Source organism: Rhodococcus sp. PML026 (assembly GCF_000963615.1).
GTDB classification, from domain to species: Bacteria; Actinomycetota; Actinomycetes; order Mycobacteriales; family Mycobacteriaceae; genus Rhodococcoides; species Rhodococcoides fascians.
Genome location: NZ_KQ031370.1, coordinates 207,403 through 225,090, shown reverse-complemented (window position 1 = coordinate 225,090; position 17,688 = coordinate 207,403). Strand labels below are relative to the sequence as shown.

The window sequence follows — 17,688 nt, the reverse complement described above, 5'->3', positions numbered from 1 at the left end:
GATGCCCGACCCCAGCTCGACCAGCGGACCCGCAGCGCGGCGCCCGCGAAACCGGCTGAGATGGGTCAAGTGGATCGCCGCAATTGCCCTGGTCGCTCTGCTGGTGGGCGAGGCGATCTACCTGTGGCCACGGCTGCACGAATCCTGGACAGCAGTACGAGAAATCCATTGGGGCTGGCTGGCTGCGTGCGTATTTGCCCAAGCCGTGTCGCTCAGCGCGTTCGGCCGAGTCCAGAAGCAGCTGCTCGACGCGGGCGGCGTACAGGTGCGTCAACGCAAGTCCGTGGCCGTCATCTACGGCAGCACCGCAATGTCGCTCACTCTGCCCGCCGGCCAGGTGTTCTCGACGGCCTTCACCTACCGCGAGACCCGACGCTGGGGTGCGAGTCCGGTTGTCGCCTCCTGGCAGCTCGCCATCTCCGGCGTCATCGCCGCGGCCGGGTTGGCGGTGCTCGGCGTTGCCGGCGGACTGGTTGTCGGTAGTTCGTTCAATACCTTCACCGTGGTGCTCCCGATCATCGGCGTCATCGCGATCGTGGCCGCTGTCCGATACATCTCGAACCACCCGGAGTCCATCAAACAGTTCGCCCGCTGGGGTCTGCGCAAGTACAACGCGTTCCGCAACCACGATCTCGACGCCGGAGCCGAGGCCATCGACAAGGTGATCGGCCAGATCCAATCCGTACAGCTCGGCAAGCGGGACGGCGCGCTCACACTGTCCTGGTCGGCCGTGCACCGGCTCGCGGACGTCGCGTGCCTGGCGTTCGCGTGCTTCGCCGTCGGCGCAGATCCACGACTGTCCGGGCTGTTCATCGCATTCGCGGCGGGTAAGGCCGTCGGATCCGTTCCGCTCGCACCCGGTGGCCTGGTGGTCGTCGACGCCACCCTCATCGCGTTCCTGACCAGCGCCGCGTCCATCACCGCATCTCAGGCAGTGGCGTCGGCCTTGGTCTATCGCGGGGTCAGCTTCATCTTGGTCGCCATCGTCGGGTGGATCGTGTTCCTCGTCCTGTTCCGTAAACACCAGCACGCCGATCTCGAATTCGACATCGCCCTCGAGCGGCAGGAGACCTCCGATCTCGGCCGAGCCGCCGAGCACGATCGCGACTCCAAAGGCGATCCGGAGACCGCCTAGCCACGTGCTGTTCGGTATGGCATCCGTCACTGTCCGTTCACCCGGAATATATACGGACCCCGGTCCGCTTGTGTACTATGAGTTTGAAACTTCAACCCAACAAGGAGTCCTCATGACCACCGCCATCGCGCTTCCCGAGCTCACCGCAGGCACCTGGGCCATCGATCCCACCCACTCCACCGTCGGATTCACCGTCCGCCACCTGGTGGTCAGCAAGGTCCGCGGCCGTTTCCAGAACTTCAGCGGCACCGTCACCGTCGCCGCCGACGGCACCCCGTCCGTCGACGCCGAGATCGACGTCACCTCGATCACCACCGACAACGAGCAGCGCGACGGCCACCTCAAGACCGCCGACTTCTTCGAGGTCGAGAAGTTCCCGACCGCGACGTTCAAGTCCACCTCGGTCAAGGCCGACGGCGGAGACTTCGTCGTCACCGGAGACTTCACCCTCCACGGCGTCACCAAGTCCATCGACCTCAAGCTCGAGTTCAACGGCGTCAACGCCGGCATGGGCAACGGACCGGTCGCAGGCTTCGAAGCCAGCACCACCATCAACCGCAAGGACTTCGGCATCAGCATCGACATGCCCCTCGAAGGCGGCGGCGCAGTCGTCGGCGACAAGATCGCACTGAACCTCGACATCGAGGCCGGCCTCCAGGCGTAAGTTTCACCCCCTCTACTCCTTCCGGATTGACCCCTCGCCTTCCGGATTGACCCCTCGCCTTCCGGATTCACCCCCCCGCCTTCCGGATTCACCCCCCCGCCTTCCGGATCAATGCGCCTTTGTTGCAGTCCAACCGACTGAAACCCACATTGATCCGGACCTGGGGGGCGGGATCCAGTGGCATCGAACGGCCCGCACCTGCACTCGTAGGCGCGGGCCGTTCGCGTCGGTGTCCTACAGTTGTCCCGTGAAGTTTCGTTCCCCGGCCGTCGCTGCCGTCCTCGATCTCGTCATGATCGTGCTGTTCGCCGCGATCGGCCGTCGCAGTCACGACGAAGCCACCGCGCTGTCCGGCCTCTTCCACACCGCGTGGCCGTTCGTCGTCGGTGCCGCTGTCGGCTGGATCGCTACGTTCGCTCTGTACCGCAACAAGTTCGACGCGTTCCTCGTTGTTCCGACGGGCATTCTGGTGTGGGTCACCACGGTCGTCGGAGGCATGATCCTGCGCACGGCGACAGGTCAGGGAACCGCTACCGCGTTCATCATCGTTGCGACGATTTCCACCGCGGTTCTGCTGCTCGGCTGGCGCGCGATCGCCAGATTCATTCCCTCGGTTCGGTGACAGGGACCTTTTCGCGATAGGATCATTCACGGTGCGCCGGGAAGTCTGGTCGGCAATAGTTCTGTGCTGCGCACATGTCCGTCGACTCGGCGGACGCGCTCAGCACGACGTTGCTACCGAAAGGCGTTGTTCCCGTGTCTGATTCACCGATTCCCAAAGAGAGATTGCCGCTGTTCTCTCGCGGTTCCTGGTCCGAGGCCGACCGCATCGCACAGGTCTTGCGCAAAGAGACCGTCGGCGGCGCATTGCTTCTCGTTGCCACCGTGGTCGCGCTCGTGTGGGCCAACTCACCGTGGTCCGCCGCCTACGACACATTGATGAGCACTCGCGTCGGGCCGTCGGCCCTGCATCTCGATCTGACTCTGTCGACGTGGGCCGCCGACGGGCTGTTGGCCATCTTCTTCTTCGTCGTCGGACTCGAACTCAAACGCGAGTTCGTTGCCGGCGATCTGCGCGATCCGGCACGCGCCGCATTGCCGGTGGCCGCTGCCGTCGGCGGAATGGTCGTTCCCGCAGTCATTTTCGTGCTGTTCAACCTCGGCACCGGGGATGGCGCTCTGCTCGGCTGGGCCATTCCCACCGCGACCGATATCGCGTTCGCCGTGGCCGTTCTCGCTGTGATCAGCACGCATCTGCCGACAGCGCTGCGAACCTTCCTGCTGACTCTGGCCGTGGTCGACGACCTTTTGGCCGTCAGCGTCATCGCGATCTTCTACACCGACGACATCAACTTCATCGCGCTCGGCCTGACGCTGATCCCGCTCGCGCTGTTCGCCGTCGCCGTGCAGATGCGCGTCCGCTCGTGGTGGGTGCTCATCCCGCTGGCCGTAGTGACGTGGGTGCTCATGCACGAGTCGGGTGTCCACGCCACCGTCGCAGGCGTTCTGCTCGGCTTCGCCGTCCCGGTGATCCGGAGCAAGGCGAACGGCGGCCCCGATGCGGGCCCCGGTCTCGCCGAGCATTTCGAGCACAAGATCCGACCCATCTCCGCGGGTATCGCTGTGCCGCTGTTCGCCTTCTGCGCAGCCGGTGTGACTGTCGGCGGCTTCTCCGGCCTGGCCAGCGCCCTGACCGACCCGATTGCCATCGGCATCATCGCCGGCCTCGTCATCGGCAAGGCCATCGGCATCTTCGGCACCACCTACCTGGTCTCGCGCTTCACCCGGGCCACCCTCGATGCCGGCTTGAAATGGCTCGACGTCTTCGGCGTCGCGATGCTCGCCGGTATCGGTTTCACGGTGTCGCTGCTGATCGGCGATCTGGCATTCGGTGAAGGAACAGAGCGCGACGATCACGTGAAGGTCGGTGTGCTGACCGGTTCGATCATCGCCGCAACCATCGCGTCGATCATTCTGCGAACCCGCAACAAGGCGTACCGCGACTTCTACATCGAAGAGACGCGCGACGACGACCACGACGGAATTCCGGACGTGTATCAGCAGAAGAAGTAGACCGCGGCCGAAATCTGGTCCGTTGCCACTGTTGAGGGGCCTCTACAGTTGTCGCCGTGATCGACATCCGGGTCCAGGCATGACCGACCCACAGCCGCTGGCCCGTCGACTGGGCCTTGTCGATGCAATCGTCATCGGTGTCGGCTCGATGGTCGGGGCGGGAGTGTTCGCGTCGTTCGCTCCCGCGTCGGCCGCAGCGGGTGCCGGCTTGCTGATCGGCCTCGCCATCGCGGCAGTCGTCGCGTTCTGCAACGCGACGTCGTCCGCGCAACTCGCCGCCCAGTATCCGACGTCGGGCGGGACGTACATCTACGGTCGCGAACAACTCGGTGAGTGGCCCGGCTTCCTCGCCGGCTGGACCTTCGTCATCGGCAAGACCGCAAGCTCGGCGGCCATGGCGATGGTGTTCGCGGCCTACGTCGCCCCTTCCGGCTATACGAAAGTCGTTGCGATTCTTGCCATTGTCGCGTTGACGGTGGTGAACTACTTCGGTATCACTCGCACGGCGCTGCTGACGAAGATCCTCGTCACCGCGGTGCTCGCCATCCTCGTCATCGGGGTGGTTCTGGGCTTCGCCGGCTCGCCGGGCAACGGCATCGGCGCTTCGGGATCCCTCACCGGGGACGGCTGGTACGGAATTCTGCAGTCCGCGGGATTGCTGTTCTTCGCCTTCGCCGGCTACGCGCGCATCGCCACCCTCGGCGAGGAAGTGGTGCGGCCCGAGCGCACCATTCCACGGGCCATCGTCTCTGCACTCGGCATCGCGTTGCTGATCTATGCAGCGGTTGCCGTGACATTGTTGACGGTATTGGGCCCGGACCTACTGGCCTCGTCGTCGGCTCCGCTGGTCGATCTCGTTGTGACGTCCGGGTATTCGTGGGCATCACCTGTCATGCGCATCGGTGCCGGACTGGCCGCGCTCGGAGCGTTGCTGGCCTTGATCGCCGGTATCGGACGCACGTCGTTGGCGATGGCCCGCCACCATGATCTGCCGTCGTATCTGACTGCGGTCCACCCTCGTTACTCGGTGCCGCACCGGGCCGAGATCACTCTGGCGGCGATCGTCAGTGCCGCAATCCTGCTAGTGGATCTTCGTGACGCCATCGGCTTCTCGTCCTTCGGAGTGCTGCTGTACTACCTCGTCGCCAACGTCAGCGCGTACACCCAGGGCACCGAACACCGACGCTATCCGCGCCCCCTGCAGGCGCTCGGAGCGCTCGGATGCCTGGTTCTCATTGCCACGCTGCCCTTGTCGTCGATCGCGATCGGCACCGTTGTGACACTGCTCGGCGTCCTCTACCGTCTGGTCCGGGTTCAGCGACTGTTCACTTGACGGCTGATTCGACAAGGGTCAATATAGACCAATGTCGAATCAAGACCTGACCTCCTCGGCCGGCGCATGCTGTTCGCCGCTCGTCCACGAACCGCTGACCGTGGACTGGGCCGGGGATCTGGCCCGCATGTTCAAGGCGTTGGGCGATCCTGTGCGCCTGCGGTTGCTCAGCCTCGTCGCCAGCCATGCCGGCGGCGAAGCGTGCGTGTGTGACATCTCCCCCGCTTTCGACCTGTCGCAACCGACGATCTCCCACCACCTCAAGGTGCTCCGCGAAGCCGGGCTGCTCGACTGTGAGCGACGCGGAACCTGGGTCTACTACTGGGTCGTTCCAGCTGCTTTGCAACAACTGTCGTCGGTACTCACCGCCGCGGACCCCACGGTGGTCGCGGTATGAGCACCACCACGGACACCGCCGTCGTCGGCAAACTCTCCACGCTCGATCGGTTCCTCCCGGTGTGGATCGGTGTCGCCATGGTCGTCGGCCTGATCCTGGGGCGCATGGTCCCCGGGCTGAACGACGCGTTGTCGTCCATCTCCGTCGACGGGGTGTCGCTGCCGATCGCCGTCGGCCTGCTCATCATGATGTATCCGGTACTGGCCAAGGTCCGCTACGACCGCCTCGACACCGTCACCGGCGACAGGCGACTGCTGATCGGATCGCTCGTTCTCAACTGGGTCCTCGGACCGGCGCTGATGTTCGCTCTCGCATGGCTTTTCCTGCCCGACCTGCCCGAGTACCGGACCGGCCTGATCATCGTCGGCCTCGCTCGATGCATCGCGATGGTCATCATCTGGAACGACCTCGCCTGCGGAGACCGTGAGGCCGCGGCCGTGCTGGTGGCGATCAACTCGGTGTTCCAGGTCTTCATGTTCGCCGTCCTCGGATGGTTCTACCTCTCGGTACTGCCCGGCTGGCTCGGCCTGGAGCAGACCACGATCGAAGCGTCGCCGTGGCAGATCGCGAAGTCGGTGCTGATCTTCCTCGGAATCCCGCTGATAGCCGGATTTGCATCGCGCTTCTTCGGTGAACGCGCCAAGGGTCGTGCGTGGTACGAGGAGAAGTTCATCCCCAGGATCGCCCCGTGGGCTCTCTACGGGCTGTTGTTCACCATCGTCGTTCTCTTTGCGCTGCAGGGTGATCGGATCACCTCACAGCCCTGGGACGTGGTGCGCATCGCGCTGCCTCTGCTGGTCTACTTCGCGGTGATGTGGGGCGGCGGTTACGCACTCGGTGCCGCCATGGGCCTGGGCTACGAACGCACTACCACCCTCGCATTCACCGCTGCGGGCAACAACTTCGAGCTCGCCATCGCCGTCGCCATCGCCACCTACGGCGCAACGTCCGGGCAGGCACTCGCCGGGGTCGTCGGCCCGCTCATCGAGGTGCCGGTCCTGGTCGGCCTCGTCTATGTCTCCCTCGCCCTACGGAAGCGGTTCTCCCCCAGCCTTTCCACGACCACGTCATCGAAGGATTCCTGATGTCCGACACACCCAGCGTCCTGTTCGTCTGCGTCCACAACGCCGGCCGCTCTCAGATGGCCGCCGGATTTCTGACCCATCTCGCCGGTGATACCGTCGAGGTACGTTCTGCCGGTAGCGCTCCCGCGGACACCATCAACTCGGCAGCGGTCGAGGCCATGGCCGAGGTCGGTATCGACATCTCGTCGCAGTCGCCGAAGATCCTGACCACCGAGGCCGTCGAGACGTCCGACGTCGTCATCACCATGGGCTGTGGCGACGCGTGCCCGGTGTTCCCTGGCGTGAGCTACCGCGACTGGGCACTGGCCGATCCGGCAGGAAAAGGCGTCGAGGCAGTCCGCCCGATTCGCGATGAGATCAAGCGTCGAATCGAAGAATTGATCGCCGAACTGGTTCCAGCGAAGCAGAGTTCGGCATCATGACGACACCCAGCGTGCTGTTCGTCTGCGTCAAGAACGGCGGCAAATCACAGATGGCGGCCGGCCTGATGCGCAAGGCCGTCGGCGATTCGGTCGAAGTGCACTCTGCCGGAACGAAGCCGGGCGGAAAGGTCAATGCACTCTCGGCCGAGGCGCTCCTCGAAGTCGGCGTCGATCTGTCGGGTGAAGTACCGAAACCGATCGACCCCGCTCTGCTCGCCCGGATGGACTACGTCGTCACCCTCGGCGGTGAGGCGAAGGTAGACGTGGTCGACGGCCCCAGATTCGAGAACTGGGACACCGACGAACCGTCCGAACGCGGTATCGACGGCATCGAGCGGATGCGTCTGGTGCGTGACGACATCGCGGGCCGCGTCGGAGAACTGGCATCCCGATTGCGCAGCGCGGAAACCTGATTCGAATGAACACCGAGGTGGTGGTGATCGGCGGTGGTCAGGCAGGACTGGCCGCCGGCTACTACCTGCGACGAGCCGGGCTGGACTTCGTCATCCTCGACAATCAGACGCACGCCGGCGGGTCCTGGCAGGACTACTGGCCGTCGCTACATCTGTTCTCGCCGGCCGAGTACTCGCGACTACCCGGTTGGCCGATGCCGCCGTGGCACAGCGGCTTTCCTCCGGCATCGCACGTCGTGGACTACCTGCGGGCATACGAGAAGAAGTACGACTTGCCGGTGCACAGGCCCGTCGACGTGAAGTCCGTGCATCGTACGACCGAGGGCTATCGAGTCGACACCGACGGCGAGTCGTACGGTGCCGCAGCAATCGTCAATGCGACGGGAACGTGGTCTCGGCCGTTCTGGCCGAGCTACCCGGGTATGCGTGAGTTCGGTGGAACCCAGCTGCATGCCGCTGACTACCGAACGCCGGGTCAGCTCGTGGGCAAGCGAGTGGGAATCGTCGGCGGCGGAAACTCGGCTGCTCAGATACTTGCCGAGATATCCACGGTCGCGCAGACCCTGTGGTTCACCAACCGCGAGCCCAAGTTTCTCCCCGACGACGTCGATGGTCGGGTGCTGTTCGATGTCGCCAGCGATCGGTCCCGCACTCTGGCGGCAGGCGGTCCCGATACCGGCGGGGTCGCCGGTCTGGGCGACATCGTCATGGTCCCGTCGGTGCGGGAGGCCAGGAATCGCGGAGTGCTGCACGCCCGGCCGATGTTCACCGCGATCACCACCGACGGTGTCACCGACGGACAAACGACGGAGAAACTGGATGTAATCCTCTGGTGCACAGGATTCCGACCCGCACTGCGGCATCTGCAGCCGCTCCATTTGCACACCGAAGGATCACGAATCGTGCTGGACGGCAATCACGTCCGCGGCGAACCGACGCTGGTGTTCCTGGGCTACGGCGACTGGACCGGCCCGGCCTCGGCGACGCTCATCGGCGTCGGCCGGACGGCACGCGCAGCAGTGGACACTCTCGTTCGACGAGGAAAGGTAGATCAGACATGAACGAATACCCCGTAGTGGTGGTCGGCGCAGGCCCCATCGGTCTCGCTGCCGCGGCGCACCTGACCGAAACCGGTTCTGCCGTCATCGTTCTCGAACGTGGACCGTCGGCCGGATCGGCGGTGTCCGAATGGAATCACGTGCGGCTGTTCTCTCCGTGGTCCGAGGTCGTCGACCCGGCTGCCGCCCGACTGCTCGAACCCACCGGTTGGACTCCAACGGGCGGCGACACCTACGCCACCGGACGCGAATGGGTGGAGCACTATCTCGCGCCCCTCGCTGCTGTGCTCGGCGATACCGTCCGAGTCGACTGCGAAGTGGTCGGGGTCGCCCGCCGTGGACGCGACCGCGTCGTCGACGCCGGACGCGACACCGAACCACTGTCGGTGCATGTTCGCCACTCCGACGGCAGCGAGGAACGCATCCTCGCTCGCGCCGTGGTCGACGCGTCGGGCACCTGGAGATCGCCGAATCCACTGGGGAGCGAGGGGCTTCCGGCCATCGGCGAGAAGGCCGCCGCCGACCGCATCGACTACCGAGTCCCCGATCTGGCCGATCCGGCGATTCGCTCCCAGTTCGCGGGCAAGCACACCGTCATCGCCGGTAGCGGCCACTCCGCGCTGACCGCCATCATCACCTTCGCAGAGCTCGCCGCCGACGAGCCCGGCACAACGCTCACCTGGGCCGTGCGCCGAGGCGTCACCGCGGAGGTCTTCGGCGGCGGCGCGGCCGACGAACTCGCGGCGCGCGGCGCACTCGGCCAACGCGCGAAGAAGGCCGTCGACGACGGTTACCTCACCGTGGTCTCCGGATTTCGCACCGAAGCCGTTGTTGTGCAGGGTGATCGGCTCACCCTCGTGGGCGACGGCGGCACCCGTATCGAGAACGTCGACCGCGTCGTCGCACTGACCGGGTTCCGTCCGGATCTTTCGTGGTTGTCCGAAGTGCGCCTCGATCTCGATCCCACTCTGCAGGCACCGAAGTTCGTCGCCGAACTGGTGGATCCGAACATCCACTCCTGCGGCTCGGTGTCACCACACGGAGTCGAGGAGCTCACTCAGCCCGAGCCCGGCCTGTACCTGGTCGGCATGAAGAGCTACGGACGTGCGCCGACGTTTCTGTCGATGACCGGATACGAGCAGGTGCGCAGCATCGCCGCCGAACTGGCAGGCGATCACGAGGGCGCGCGAAAGGTGGAGCTGACGTTGCCCGACACGGGCGTCTGCGGTGGGGCCGGCCTGTTCGACGAGCCCGACGCCCCCACGACCGGTGGATGCTGCGGTGTCTCCCCAGAAGCTGAGGCACAACTGATCTGAGTGTCCACTATTTCGTTCCAGAAGCGGGATCGCGCCTCCCGGCTGAAATGGTGGACAGTCAGATCACCGACGACGTCAGCCGAATGCCTGGTACCCCAACCAGCCGGCGAGGCCGAGTCCCAGAATGCCGACGCCGACGCGGAGCACGATCGGTGAGATCACCTTGACGGTCGGTGGCCCGCAGGCACCGCCGACGAAGCAGCCGATTGCGAGAGCCAGAGCGGCCCACCAGTTCACGTGGCCGGAGAACGAGAAGATGATCGCCGCAATGAGATTGGCGATGCCGAGGAAGAAGCTCTTCAAAATGCTTGCGCGCCAGAACGTATCGGACGTACAGATCAGCGCCAGAGCCAGGAAGATGACCCCGGCTCCGGCTCCGAAGTAGCCTCCGTAGATGGCGACGGCGAACAGCGCCAGCGGGTACAGCGTCGGAAATTGCCTGCCGCCGGACAGCGTTCGGATTTTGGGCTGCAGCAGCAGTGCAATCGCAGCCATCGCGACCAGGAACGGCACGATGACCTCGAACGATCCCTCCGGAGTGACGAGCAACAGGATGGCTCCGGTGGTCCCGCCGAGCGCCGAGTAGACGGCGTAGCGAATCAGCTGTTTGCCGTCCTTGGCGAGTTCGGCCGACGAGCTCGTAGTGGCACCCACTCCGGCAGCAACCAGCGCGACGGTGTTGGTGACGTTCGCCGAGACCGCGGGAAGCCCTACCGCCAACAGCGCCGGATAGGACACGAGGGATGCGAGCCCGGTGACGAACCCGATGAGGCCGGCGAAGAACCCGGCCACCACCAGTAGTCCGAAATCGAGCACAGTCACCGAACAAAACTACCGTGCCTAACGATCGAGCCCCTATTCGACGGGGTTCGCCATCTCCTGCAGCAAGCGGCTCGTCATCCGCACTGCTTGATCCCCTCCGTCGGCGTCCTCGATGTAGACGGCGAAGGCAACATCGCCGCTGGTCGCGAGCACGAAGCGGTCATCGCCGCTCTCCCCGGCAAATCCCTGCACGCCGTCGAACGTATCGAGACCACTGCTGTTCGACGATGCGGCCACGATCTCACGCAAGCGGGCTGCAGCGTCAGGGCCCATGGGCTCGGCTGCGCGGTCTGCCACTGCAGTCTGCCCGGCAACGATGGCCGGCGTGGGCGCGCTGCCGCGGGAGATCGCTGCTGCCATCTGGGCCAGTCCGAACGGTGTCACCGTCGCCTCGGCTCCGGATGCGGTGGAGACGTTCCGAATACCGTCGATCGCGCTCCGGCTGTCGGCGGGGGTGCCGGTGTAGGCGTCGAGACCGGGCATTGCATAGTGAATTCCCAGACCCAATCGTGCTGCCGCGTCTTCGGCACTGTCGTCGCCGCGATCGGCCTGTACGGCTTTGATCAACTCCGACGCGGTGCCGGCCGGATAGGAGCCGGCGAACACCACGTCGCCCTGCTCGTTGGCGTAACTGTTCTGTGCCGCACCGAGAATCGCACCGGTCGACGTGGACACCGCCACGATCGACGCGGATGTACCCGCCATCACCACAGCGTTCTCGGCCGCGAGTTGGACGCGCGGATCGAGTGTTGCGTGCAAGTCCGGTCCGCCCGGTCCCTGGAATCCCACGCGTCGTTCACCGGTTCCGTCGACGGTGTAGGTGTCGACGGCCCAGCCTGCGGTGGCGTCGCGGCCGGATTGCCACGCGGCGCGCAGGGAGTCGAGCACCGGGGAGGTGATTCGACGGTCGTCGACGATGAGCTTCGGCTGCGGGGCGACCACCACTCCCGGCACCGCTCGCAGATCGTCTTCGAGAACGGCGAAGTCGTCGTCGCGCAGTGTCACTGCGGTGATCGGAGCTCCGTGGGCCGAATCGAGTTCCTTCAGTAGCGATTCGGAGGTGATCAGCGGCGCGACGACGTCGATGACATCGGCGAGTTGCTGAGTCGACGCCGCCGGATCACTCATCTGGGCGGGGTCGAGAGAAATGGCGTTGATGGTCCGCTCACTCATCAGCACGTTGTTCGCGGAATCGAAGATCAACGGCGGAGCGGCGTCGGTGCGGGTGTAGCGAACCGACCCGCCCGAGGTCAGATCCGGAACGAGCGTGGCCGGATCCCACGCGATACGCCAGCCGACACTGAGCTTCTTGGTTGCGCCTTGGGCGCTGTACTTCCAGTCCTTGCCTTCGCCGAAGTTCCAGGCGGACGCGAGCGTGAAGAATCCGCTCTCGTCGGAGAGATCCATGTACTGCGTCAGGTCGAAGTCACCCGTCGATCTGCCGTCGGCCGACAAACCGTCGAACATCTGATTCAGAGCTGCCGTCGCGGCGTTCGGGTACGTCGTCAGTGCGGCCGCCGCCGCGACATCGCGGTTGTCCAGCGCGTCGACGAATTTGGAGACCAGTACCTCGGCCTCGCTCGGTGGGCGGTCGACCATCCAGAACACGGCCGAGACCGACAGCGTCGCCGATGCTGCAACTGCGACGAGGTAGCGACCGCGGACCTTGCGCGGGCCACGACGGACACGACTCATAGAACTCATGAGTCACAATATTCACTGTAGTCACACGAGTAACAAGCACGGGATTCATACGAGCCGGTCACGATTGAGATACGGAGTGGTCCGTTTACCTCGGGCTGTTACCTCAGAAAGCGTCCTGCAGCCTCGATGGCGGGTGCCGAACTTCCCGCGTTGTTCACGAAGACCGCGAACGCGAGCTCACCGGAGATCCCGACGAACCAGCCGTGCGCTCCTTCGTTGTTCGGCCCGAATTCGGCGGTTCCGGTCTTGCCGAGCAGCCCCGGAATGTCGTTCAGTGCCGTGGCCGTACCACCGGTGATGGTCTCGCGCATCATGGCCTTGATCTGCTCGGTGACCTGTGGGTTCACCGCTGCCGGCTGCATGTTTCCCACGCCGGGCTTACCCGAGACGACCGTCGGCGGGAGCAATCCGTTGTTCGCGATCGACGACGCGACCAGCGCCATGCCGAACGGTGACGCAGTCACCTGCCCTTGGCCGATGGCGGATTCGACGCGCCGCGCCGGGGTGTCGGCCGACGGCACCGAACCGGTGACGGTCGTCAGGCCCGGGGTCACGTAGTCGACGCCGAGGCCGTACTGCGCGGCCGCGTCGGTCAGACCGTTCGGCGGCAGGGCGACGCCGAGTCGGCCCATCGTCGTGTTGCACGATTTCGCGAAGGCAGTGTGCAGTGGAACGTCGCCGAGCGCGAAGTTGTCGTCGTTGGGAATCTGACGTCCCTCGATGTTTTCCGTCGCCGGGCACGGCACCACGGTGTCGGGGGTGACGGCACCGGATTGCAGAGCAGCCGAGGTGGTCACCGTCTTGAAGGTCGACCCGGGCGGGTAGAGACCGGTCAGAGCAATCGGGCCCTCCGCATCCGCTGCGGCGTTCTGCGCGACGGCGAGAACCTCTCCGGTAGACGGCCGAAGCGCGACGATCGCAGCCTGCTGCGGCACCGACGCCAGGGCGTTCTCGGCCTTGATCTGCAACGCCGAGTCGACGGTGGTCGCGATGTCGTCACCGGTGGAGGCATCGCGACCGGCAAGCTGGGTGACGGTGTTGTCGGCAGCGACCGATTGGATCGCCCAGCCCCGATTGGCCGCCTGCTCCTGTTCCCACAGCGTCGTCAGGTCGCTGAGAACCGGCGAGACAAGATTGCGATCGGTGGCCAGCAGCCGAGTCTGTGGTGCCAGGGTGACTCCCGGAACGGCCGCGAGCTGCGCTCCGATGGGATCGATATCCGCCTGACGGAGCGAGACTATGGTTGCTGAATTGCCTTGTGCAGCAGCAACGGACGACGCAACAGACTGGGCCGTGATCCCGGGAACGACGGATCCGACGAGAGCTGCGACGGCCACCGGATCGGCCGTCGCATCGACGTTGACGAGGGTGACGACCTGCTGCGACATGAGCTCGCCGCCGTTGGCATCGAAAACCCTGGGCGCGACGAGCGCGTCGGTCGGGGTGAATCGGACCGAGGAATCGGCCGTGAGTCCGGGGACCAAGATGGCCGGGTCCCAGGTGATCTTCCACCCTTGCGGAGTCTCTGCCGCGGTCGCAGACGTCGTGTAGTTCCACTCTTTCGGCTGGCCGTCCGGTTCCGCCGTGCCGTCGGTGGTGGTCGAGAAGCGCCAATCGGCGTTCAGCGTGAACGTGCCCGCATCCTCGTTCGCGTCGACAGCCTCGAAATCGGGAGTGGCGGTCACCGTTCCGCCGCCGGACAGCCCGTCGTACAGCTGGGTGAGAGCGGCGCTCGCGCCCGCGGGATCGGTCGTCAGCGCGGCTGCCTGATCGATGTTCGAGCTGCTGACGGCGGCCGCGAACTGCTCGGCGACCGTCTGCGGCTGATCGGGCCCACTGTTTCCGCAGGCAGCGACCACCAGCGCCAGTACGGACACGATTGCGGCCAGAGTCGTCGGTCTTCTCGTTGTGCGCACGGAGTCGATCATGCCCCAGGCCTCCGACGAATCGGCGGTGGCGCGAACCGAGGATGAGGTGTAATCATGTAATCAGTATTACGAAACCTACAGAGGAGTCATCATGAAACCCAATGGACGCTCGTTCGGTCGCCCCGGCGGCTGGCAGCACGCAGATGTTCCCGACGCCACCGATGCCGGCGACTGGTTCGGCGGCAGATTGCCCGACAGCTGGTTCGAGGGCACCGCGTCGGTCGAGGTGGATCGCGAAGAGATCGTTGTGGTCGGGACGTTGGCCACCGAGGAGGGCAGTTCACCTGCCGCCACCGAAGGCCGCATCGCCCGATTCCGAGAAGGCACCCGGGCCGAGCGCATGCAGATTGCCGACGAGGCCGAGAAGCGCTACGGACGCAAGGTCGCCTGGGGCGTTCGGACCGATTCCGAGGTAGTCCTATTCACCCATCTGGCCGTCCCGGTCATGACCCGCCTGCGTCAGCCCGAACGACGCGTCCTCGACACCCTCGTCGATGCCGGAGTCGCGCGGTCTCGTGCAGACGCTCTGTCGTGGGCCGTGAAGTTGGTCGGCGAGCACACGCAGGACTGGTTGGACGAACTGCGCGGAGCCATGTCGACAGTGGACGAACTACGCAAGAAGGGACCCTCGGTCTAAATCGCTTGCGAATTGCCCACGTTCGGCATTAGCGTGGAGATCGCCTTGTTGCCCACAGATTCGGAGAGGCCATTGCTCTTCCAAAGGTTCTAGACGCCTGCAGTTCGACCGCACGCACACCTTTGGAGCATCCATGCCTCGTTCATCTTCCCTCTCTGTCTCCGATCTGACGTTCTCCTGGCCCGACGGCGACCCCGTGTTCGACGCGTTGTCGGCCATCTTCCCCAGCGGCACAACAGGTCTCGTCGGATCGAACGGTGCCGGAAAGTCGACCCTTCTGAGATTGCTCGCCGCAGAACTGACGCCGCAGCGCGGTTCGATCTCGATGCCCGGCGTCCTGGGTTATCTCCGTCAGGACATCGCACTCGACCCCGAGCTCCCGGTGGATCGCGCGCTGGCCATCGATTCGGTCCGAAAGGCATTGCATCGCATCGAATCCGGTACATCTTCCGATGACGATTTCGCCATCGTCGGATCCTCCTGGGACGTCGAGGAGCGCGCGCTGGCGTTGCTGAACAAGCTCGGTCTGGGCGGCATCGTCGGCACCCTCGACGACCTGGATCGACCGGTCGGCACGCTGTCCGGTGGCGAAGCGATGCTGCTGGCTCTCACCGCGCAGTTGCTCGCCGAACCAGACGTACTGCTGTTGGACGAGCCGACGAACAACTTGGATCGCGTTGCACGAGAACGACTGTATGCGGCCGTGGACGGATACTCGGGGGTGCTCGTCGTCTGCAGCCACGACCTCGAACTGCTCGATCGTGTCGATACCATCGCCGAGGTCCGCGCCGAACGTAGCGGCACCTCCCGAGTACGCCTGTTCGGTGGAAACTACACGCACTACCGATCCGTGATCGACTCCGAACAGAAAGCCGCTCGGGCGAGCGTCCGAGACGCCAAGAACGACGTGCGCAAGCAGGAACGCGAATTGGTCGATACACAAATCAAACTGGATCGCAGGTTGCGCTACGGCAAGAAGATGGCGGAGCAGAAGCGCGTACCACCGGTCCTTGCGGGCCGACGCAAGCGGGCCGCACAGGAATCGGCCGGCAAACTACGCGGTACCCACGGCGACCGCGTCGACGATGCCCGAACGTCACTGTCTGCCGCCGAGGATCTCCTGCGCGACGACCGCGAGATACGCGTCGACCTGCCCGCAACGAAAGTTCATCCGGGACAGGTAGTTCTGACTCATGACGACGTTCACATCGTCGGTCCCGAACGCATCGCACTCGTCGGGCCGAACGGAAGTGGCAAGACCACCCTGCTGCGCAGTCTCGACACCGCCGAGGCCGAAGTGCCATGGAAATACCTTCCGCAACGCCTCGACATCTTCGACGAATCACGCACCGTTGCCGAGAACATCGCCGACGTGGCACCGCACGCCACCGCCGAACAGATCCGTGGACAACTGGCACGATTCCTCTTCCGCGGATCCGACGCCGACGCCGTCGTCTCCACCCTCTCCGGAGGCGAACGACTGCGAGCCGCACTGGCACGAATCCTGCTGGCCGAGCCTGCACCGAAACTACTGATGCTCGACGAGCCCACCAACAACCTCGACATCACCAGCCGCCAACACCTCATCGACGCACTGAACACATTCGAGGGTGCACTGATCATCGCCAGCCACGATCGCCCGTTCCTCGACGCGATCGCCCCTACCCGCACCATCGACCTGACGCCGATCGCCCAGCCCACCGACTCGGCCGACTCGGCCGAGGAAACACCCACCCGGGAGGAGTCAATGTGACGTTCGGTGGCCTTTTCGGGGGTCAATGTCACGTTGAGTGGACTTCCAGGGTCAGAATCGGAAGGTGGAATACGCCTCGAATGCAGATGATGGGACGCAGATCGCGTACACGGTGGTGGGGTCCGGGCCGCCGTTGTTGATGGTGCACGGCAGTTTCCTGACGCACACGATTTGGCGGACGTTCGGATATGTGAAGGCGTTGCGCGGGACTCGGCAGCTCATACTGGTCGACAGTCGCGGTCATGGCCGCAGCGAGAAGCCCCATACTCCCGACGCCTATGCCATGGCCAATATCGTCGGAGATCTGACGTCGGTTCTCGACGCGGTCGGCGCTCCGACCGTCGACTATCTCGGCTATTCGTTCGGTGCGCGGGCCGGTCTCGCGTTGACGGCGGCGAGGCCCGAACGCGTGCGTTCACTCGCGGTGGGCGGCGGTAGTCACGGCGCTCAGGCGGGAGCGTTCGACAGGCTGTTCTTCCCGGGCTGCGCGGACGTGTTGGAGCGCAGCGGCATGAACGGGTTCCTCGAGGCATGGAACGAGCACCGCATGTTCCCCATCGACCCAGGAACACGAGCGGTATTCTCCGCCAACGATGCTCAGGCCATGGCCGCGTACATCCGAGCATGCGACGCCGATCCCGGTCTACCCGACGACGTCCTGCAGCACTTCACCCCACCGTCGCTGTTTTACGTCGGCAGCGAGGATCGAACCCGGCTCGACGACAGCCGTGCCGCTGCCGCCCTGGTGCCCGACTCCGAACTGCACATCGTTCGCGGATTCGACCATGCGACGACGATGGCCGCATCGGACGAGGTGCTCGAATTCCTCGAGCGGTTCTGGAGCAACTGATCTGAACGCCCACAATTCGCGTCGAGAATCGGGATCCCGTCGCGAGCAGCCAATAGTGGGCGCTCACGTCACCTACGACTACCGACCCTGCCAGCCCC

General features: G+C 64.9%; 17 protein-coding genes. 14 read left to right on the top strand and 3 right to left on the bottom strand.

What is annotated here, in order from left to right:
* Position 1 precedes the first annotated feature (1 nt).
* From VF34_RS05605 to VF34_RS05555, 11 genes are all read left to right on the top strand, one after another.
* Entirely contained in the window at positions 2–1,135 is a 1,134-nt protein-coding gene (locus VF34_RS05605; protein WP_032367107.1) for a lysylphosphatidylglycerol synthase transmembrane domain-containing protein, read from the top strand.
* A gap of 112 nt (positions 1,136–1,247) precedes the next feature.
* A complete protein-coding gene (locus tag VF34_RS05600; protein ID WP_027495356.1) occupies positions 1,248–1,799 on the top strand; it encodes a YceI family protein in 552 nt (183 codons plus the stop codon).
* A gap of 247 nt (positions 1,800–2,046) precedes the next feature.
* Positions 2,047–2,421 (top strand): DUF3054 domain-containing protein, encoded by a 375-nt coding sequence (locus tag VF34_RS05595; RefSeq protein WP_032367109.1) that lies wholly within the window; start codon positions 2,047–2,049, stop codon positions 2,419–2,421.
* 134 nt (positions 2,422–2,555) lie between these two features.
* The gene (gene nhaA / locus VF34_RS05590) at positions 2,556–3,872 is read left to right on the top strand and encodes a Na+/H+ antiporter NhaA (RefSeq protein ID WP_032387731.1); all 1,317 of its coding nucleotides are present in this window, start codon (positions 2,556–2,558) and stop codon (positions 3,870–3,872) included.
* Between the two features lie 79 nt (positions 3,873–3,951).
* Positions 3,952–5,205: an APC family permease gene (locus VF34_RS05585; RefSeq protein WP_045841030.1), complete on the top strand. Its 1,254-nt coding sequence runs from the start codon at positions 3,952–3,954 to the stop codon at positions 5,203–5,205.
* Positions 5,206–5,236: 31 nt separating this feature from the next.
* Positions 5,237–5,602 carry an ArsR/SmtB family transcription factor gene (locus VF34_RS05580; protein ID WP_032406048.1) on the top strand — a complete coding sequence of 122 codons (366 nt, stop codon included), beginning with the start codon at positions 5,237–5,239 and terminating at the stop codon, positions 5,600–5,602.
* Positions 5,599–6,687 carry an ACR3 family arsenite efflux transporter gene (gene arsB, locus VF34_RS05575; protein WP_032406047.1) on the top strand — a complete coding sequence of 363 codons (1,089 nt, stop codon included), beginning with the start codon at positions 5,599–5,601 and terminating at the stop codon, positions 6,685–6,687. The genes VF34_RS05580 and arsB overlap by 4 nt, the downstream gene beginning before the upstream one ends.
* Positions 6,687–7,109 (top strand): arsenate reductase ArsC, encoded by a 423-nt coding sequence (locus tag VF34_RS05570; RefSeq protein ID WP_032406046.1) that lies wholly within the window; start codon positions 6,687–6,689, stop codon positions 7,107–7,109. The genes arsB and VF34_RS05570 overlap by 1 nt, the downstream gene beginning before the upstream one ends.
* Positions 7,106–7,522 (top strand): arsenate-mycothiol transferase ArsC, encoded by a 417-nt coding sequence (locus VF34_RS05565; protein WP_032406045.1) that lies wholly within the window; start codon positions 7,106–7,108, stop codon positions 7,520–7,522. The genes VF34_RS05570 and VF34_RS05565 overlap by 4 nt, the downstream gene beginning before the upstream one ends.
* 5 nt (positions 7,523–7,527) lie before the next feature.
* Positions 7,528–8,583 carry an ArsO family NAD(P)H-dependent flavin-containing monooxygenase gene (locus VF34_RS05560; protein ID WP_045841029.1) on the top strand — a complete coding sequence of 352 codons (1,056 nt, stop codon included), beginning with the start codon at positions 7,528–7,530 and terminating at the stop codon, positions 8,581–8,583.
* Positions 8,580–9,896, top strand: a complete 1,317-nt coding sequence (locus tag VF34_RS05555; RefSeq protein WP_045841028.1) for an FAD-dependent oxidoreductase — start codon at positions 8,580–8,582, stop codon at positions 9,894–9,896. Before VF34_RS05560 ends, VF34_RS05555 begins: the two co-directional genes overlap by 4 nt.
* Positions 9,897–9,971: 75 nt before the next feature.
* Here the strand turns inward: VF34_RS05555 and VF34_RS05550 are convergent, their stop codons facing one another.
* From VF34_RS05550 to VF34_RS05540, 3 genes are all read right to left on the bottom strand, one after another.
* Positions 9,972–10,718, bottom strand: coding sequence for a sulfite exporter TauE/SafE family protein (locus VF34_RS05550; protein ID WP_027495346.1), 747 nt, complete (start codon positions 10,716–10,718; stop codon positions 9,972–9,974).
* A gap of 33 nt (positions 10,719–10,751) precedes the next feature.
* Positions 10,752–12,413, bottom strand: coding sequence for an NTF2-like N-terminal transpeptidase domain-containing protein (locus tag VF34_RS05545; RefSeq protein ID WP_027495345.1), 1,662 nt, complete (start codon positions 12,411–12,413; stop codon positions 10,752–10,754).
* Positions 12,414–12,520: 107 nt separating this feature from the next.
* The gene (locus VF34_RS05540) at positions 12,521–14,350 is read right to left on the bottom strand and encodes a penicillin-binding transpeptidase domain-containing protein (RefSeq protein WP_045841027.1); all 1,830 of its coding nucleotides are present in this window, start codon (positions 14,348–14,350) and stop codon (positions 12,521–12,523) included.
* A 91-nt stretch (positions 14,351–14,441) separates the two neighbouring features.
* Between VF34_RS05540 and VF34_RS05535 the strand changes: the two genes are divergently transcribed.
* The 3 genes from VF34_RS05535 to VF34_RS05525 all read left to right on the top strand — a co-directional run bounded on the left by VF34_RS05535 (position 14,442) and on the right by VF34_RS05525 (position 17,590).
* Complete coding sequence (locus VF34_RS05535) at positions 14,442–14,987, top strand: hypothetical protein (protein ID WP_032374791.1); 546 nt, start codon at positions 14,442–14,444, stop codon at positions 14,985–14,987.
* A gap of 133 nt (positions 14,988–15,120) precedes the next feature.
* Complete coding sequence (locus VF34_RS05530; protein WP_032374790.1) at positions 15,121–16,740, top strand: ABC-F family ATP-binding cassette domain-containing protein; 1,620 nt, start codon at positions 15,121–15,123, stop codon at positions 16,738–16,740.
* Between the two features lie 64 nt (positions 16,741–16,804).
* Positions 16,805–17,590: an alpha/beta fold hydrolase gene (locus tag VF34_RS05525; RefSeq protein WP_032375057.1), complete on the top strand. Its 786-nt coding sequence runs from the start codon at positions 16,805–16,807 to the stop codon at positions 17,588–17,590.
* Positions 17,591–17,688 lie beyond the last annotated feature (98 nt).

Coding starts and splice junctions, on each gene's coding strand:
- VF34_RS05605 (WP_032367107.1), top strand. CDS start 2: ATGCCCGACCCCAGCTCGACCAGCGGACCCGCAGCGCGGCGCCCGCGA.
- VF34_RS05600 (WP_027495356.1), top strand. CDS start 1,248: ATGACCACCGCCATCGCGCTTCCCGAGCTCACCGCAGGCACCTGGGCC.
- VF34_RS05585 (WP_045841030.1), top strand. CDS start 3,952: ATGACCGACCCACAGCCGCTGGCCCGTCGACTGGGCCTTGTCGATGCA.
- VF34_RS05580 (WP_032406048.1), top strand. CDS start 5,237: ATGTCGAATCAAGACCTGACCTCCTCGGCCGGCGCATGCTGTTCGCCG.
- arsB (WP_032406047.1), top strand. CDS start 5,599: ATGAGCACCACCACGGACACCGCCGTCGTCGGCAAACTCTCCACGCTC.
- VF34_RS05570 (WP_032406046.1), top strand. CDS start 6,687: ATGTCCGACACACCCAGCGTCCTGTTCGTCTGCGTCCACAACGCCGGC.
- VF34_RS05565 (WP_032406045.1), top strand. CDS start 7,106: ATGACGACACCCAGCGTGCTGTTCGTCTGCGTCAAGAACGGCGGCAAA.
- VF34_RS05560 (WP_045841029.1), top strand. CDS start 7,528: ATGAACACCGAGGTGGTGGTGATCGGCGGTGGTCAGGCAGGACTGGCC.
- VF34_RS05555 (WP_045841028.1), top strand. CDS start 8,580: ATGAACGAATACCCCGTAGTGGTGGTCGGCGCAGGCCCCATCGGTCTC.
- VF34_RS05545 (WP_027495345.1), bottom strand. CDS start 12,413: ATGAGTCGTGTCCGTCGTGGCCCGCGCAAGGTCCGCGGTCGCTACCTC.
- VF34_RS05540 (WP_045841027.1), bottom strand. CDS start 14,350: ATGATCGACTCCGTGCGCACAACGAGAAGACCGACGACTCTGGCCGCA.
- VF34_RS05535 (WP_032374791.1), top strand. CDS start 14,442: ATGAAACCCAATGGACGCTCGTTCGGTCGCCCCGGCGGCTGGCAGCAC.
- VF34_RS05530 (WP_032374790.1), top strand. CDS start 15,121: ATGCCTCGTTCATCTTCCCTCTCTGTCTCCGATCTGACGTTCTCCTGG.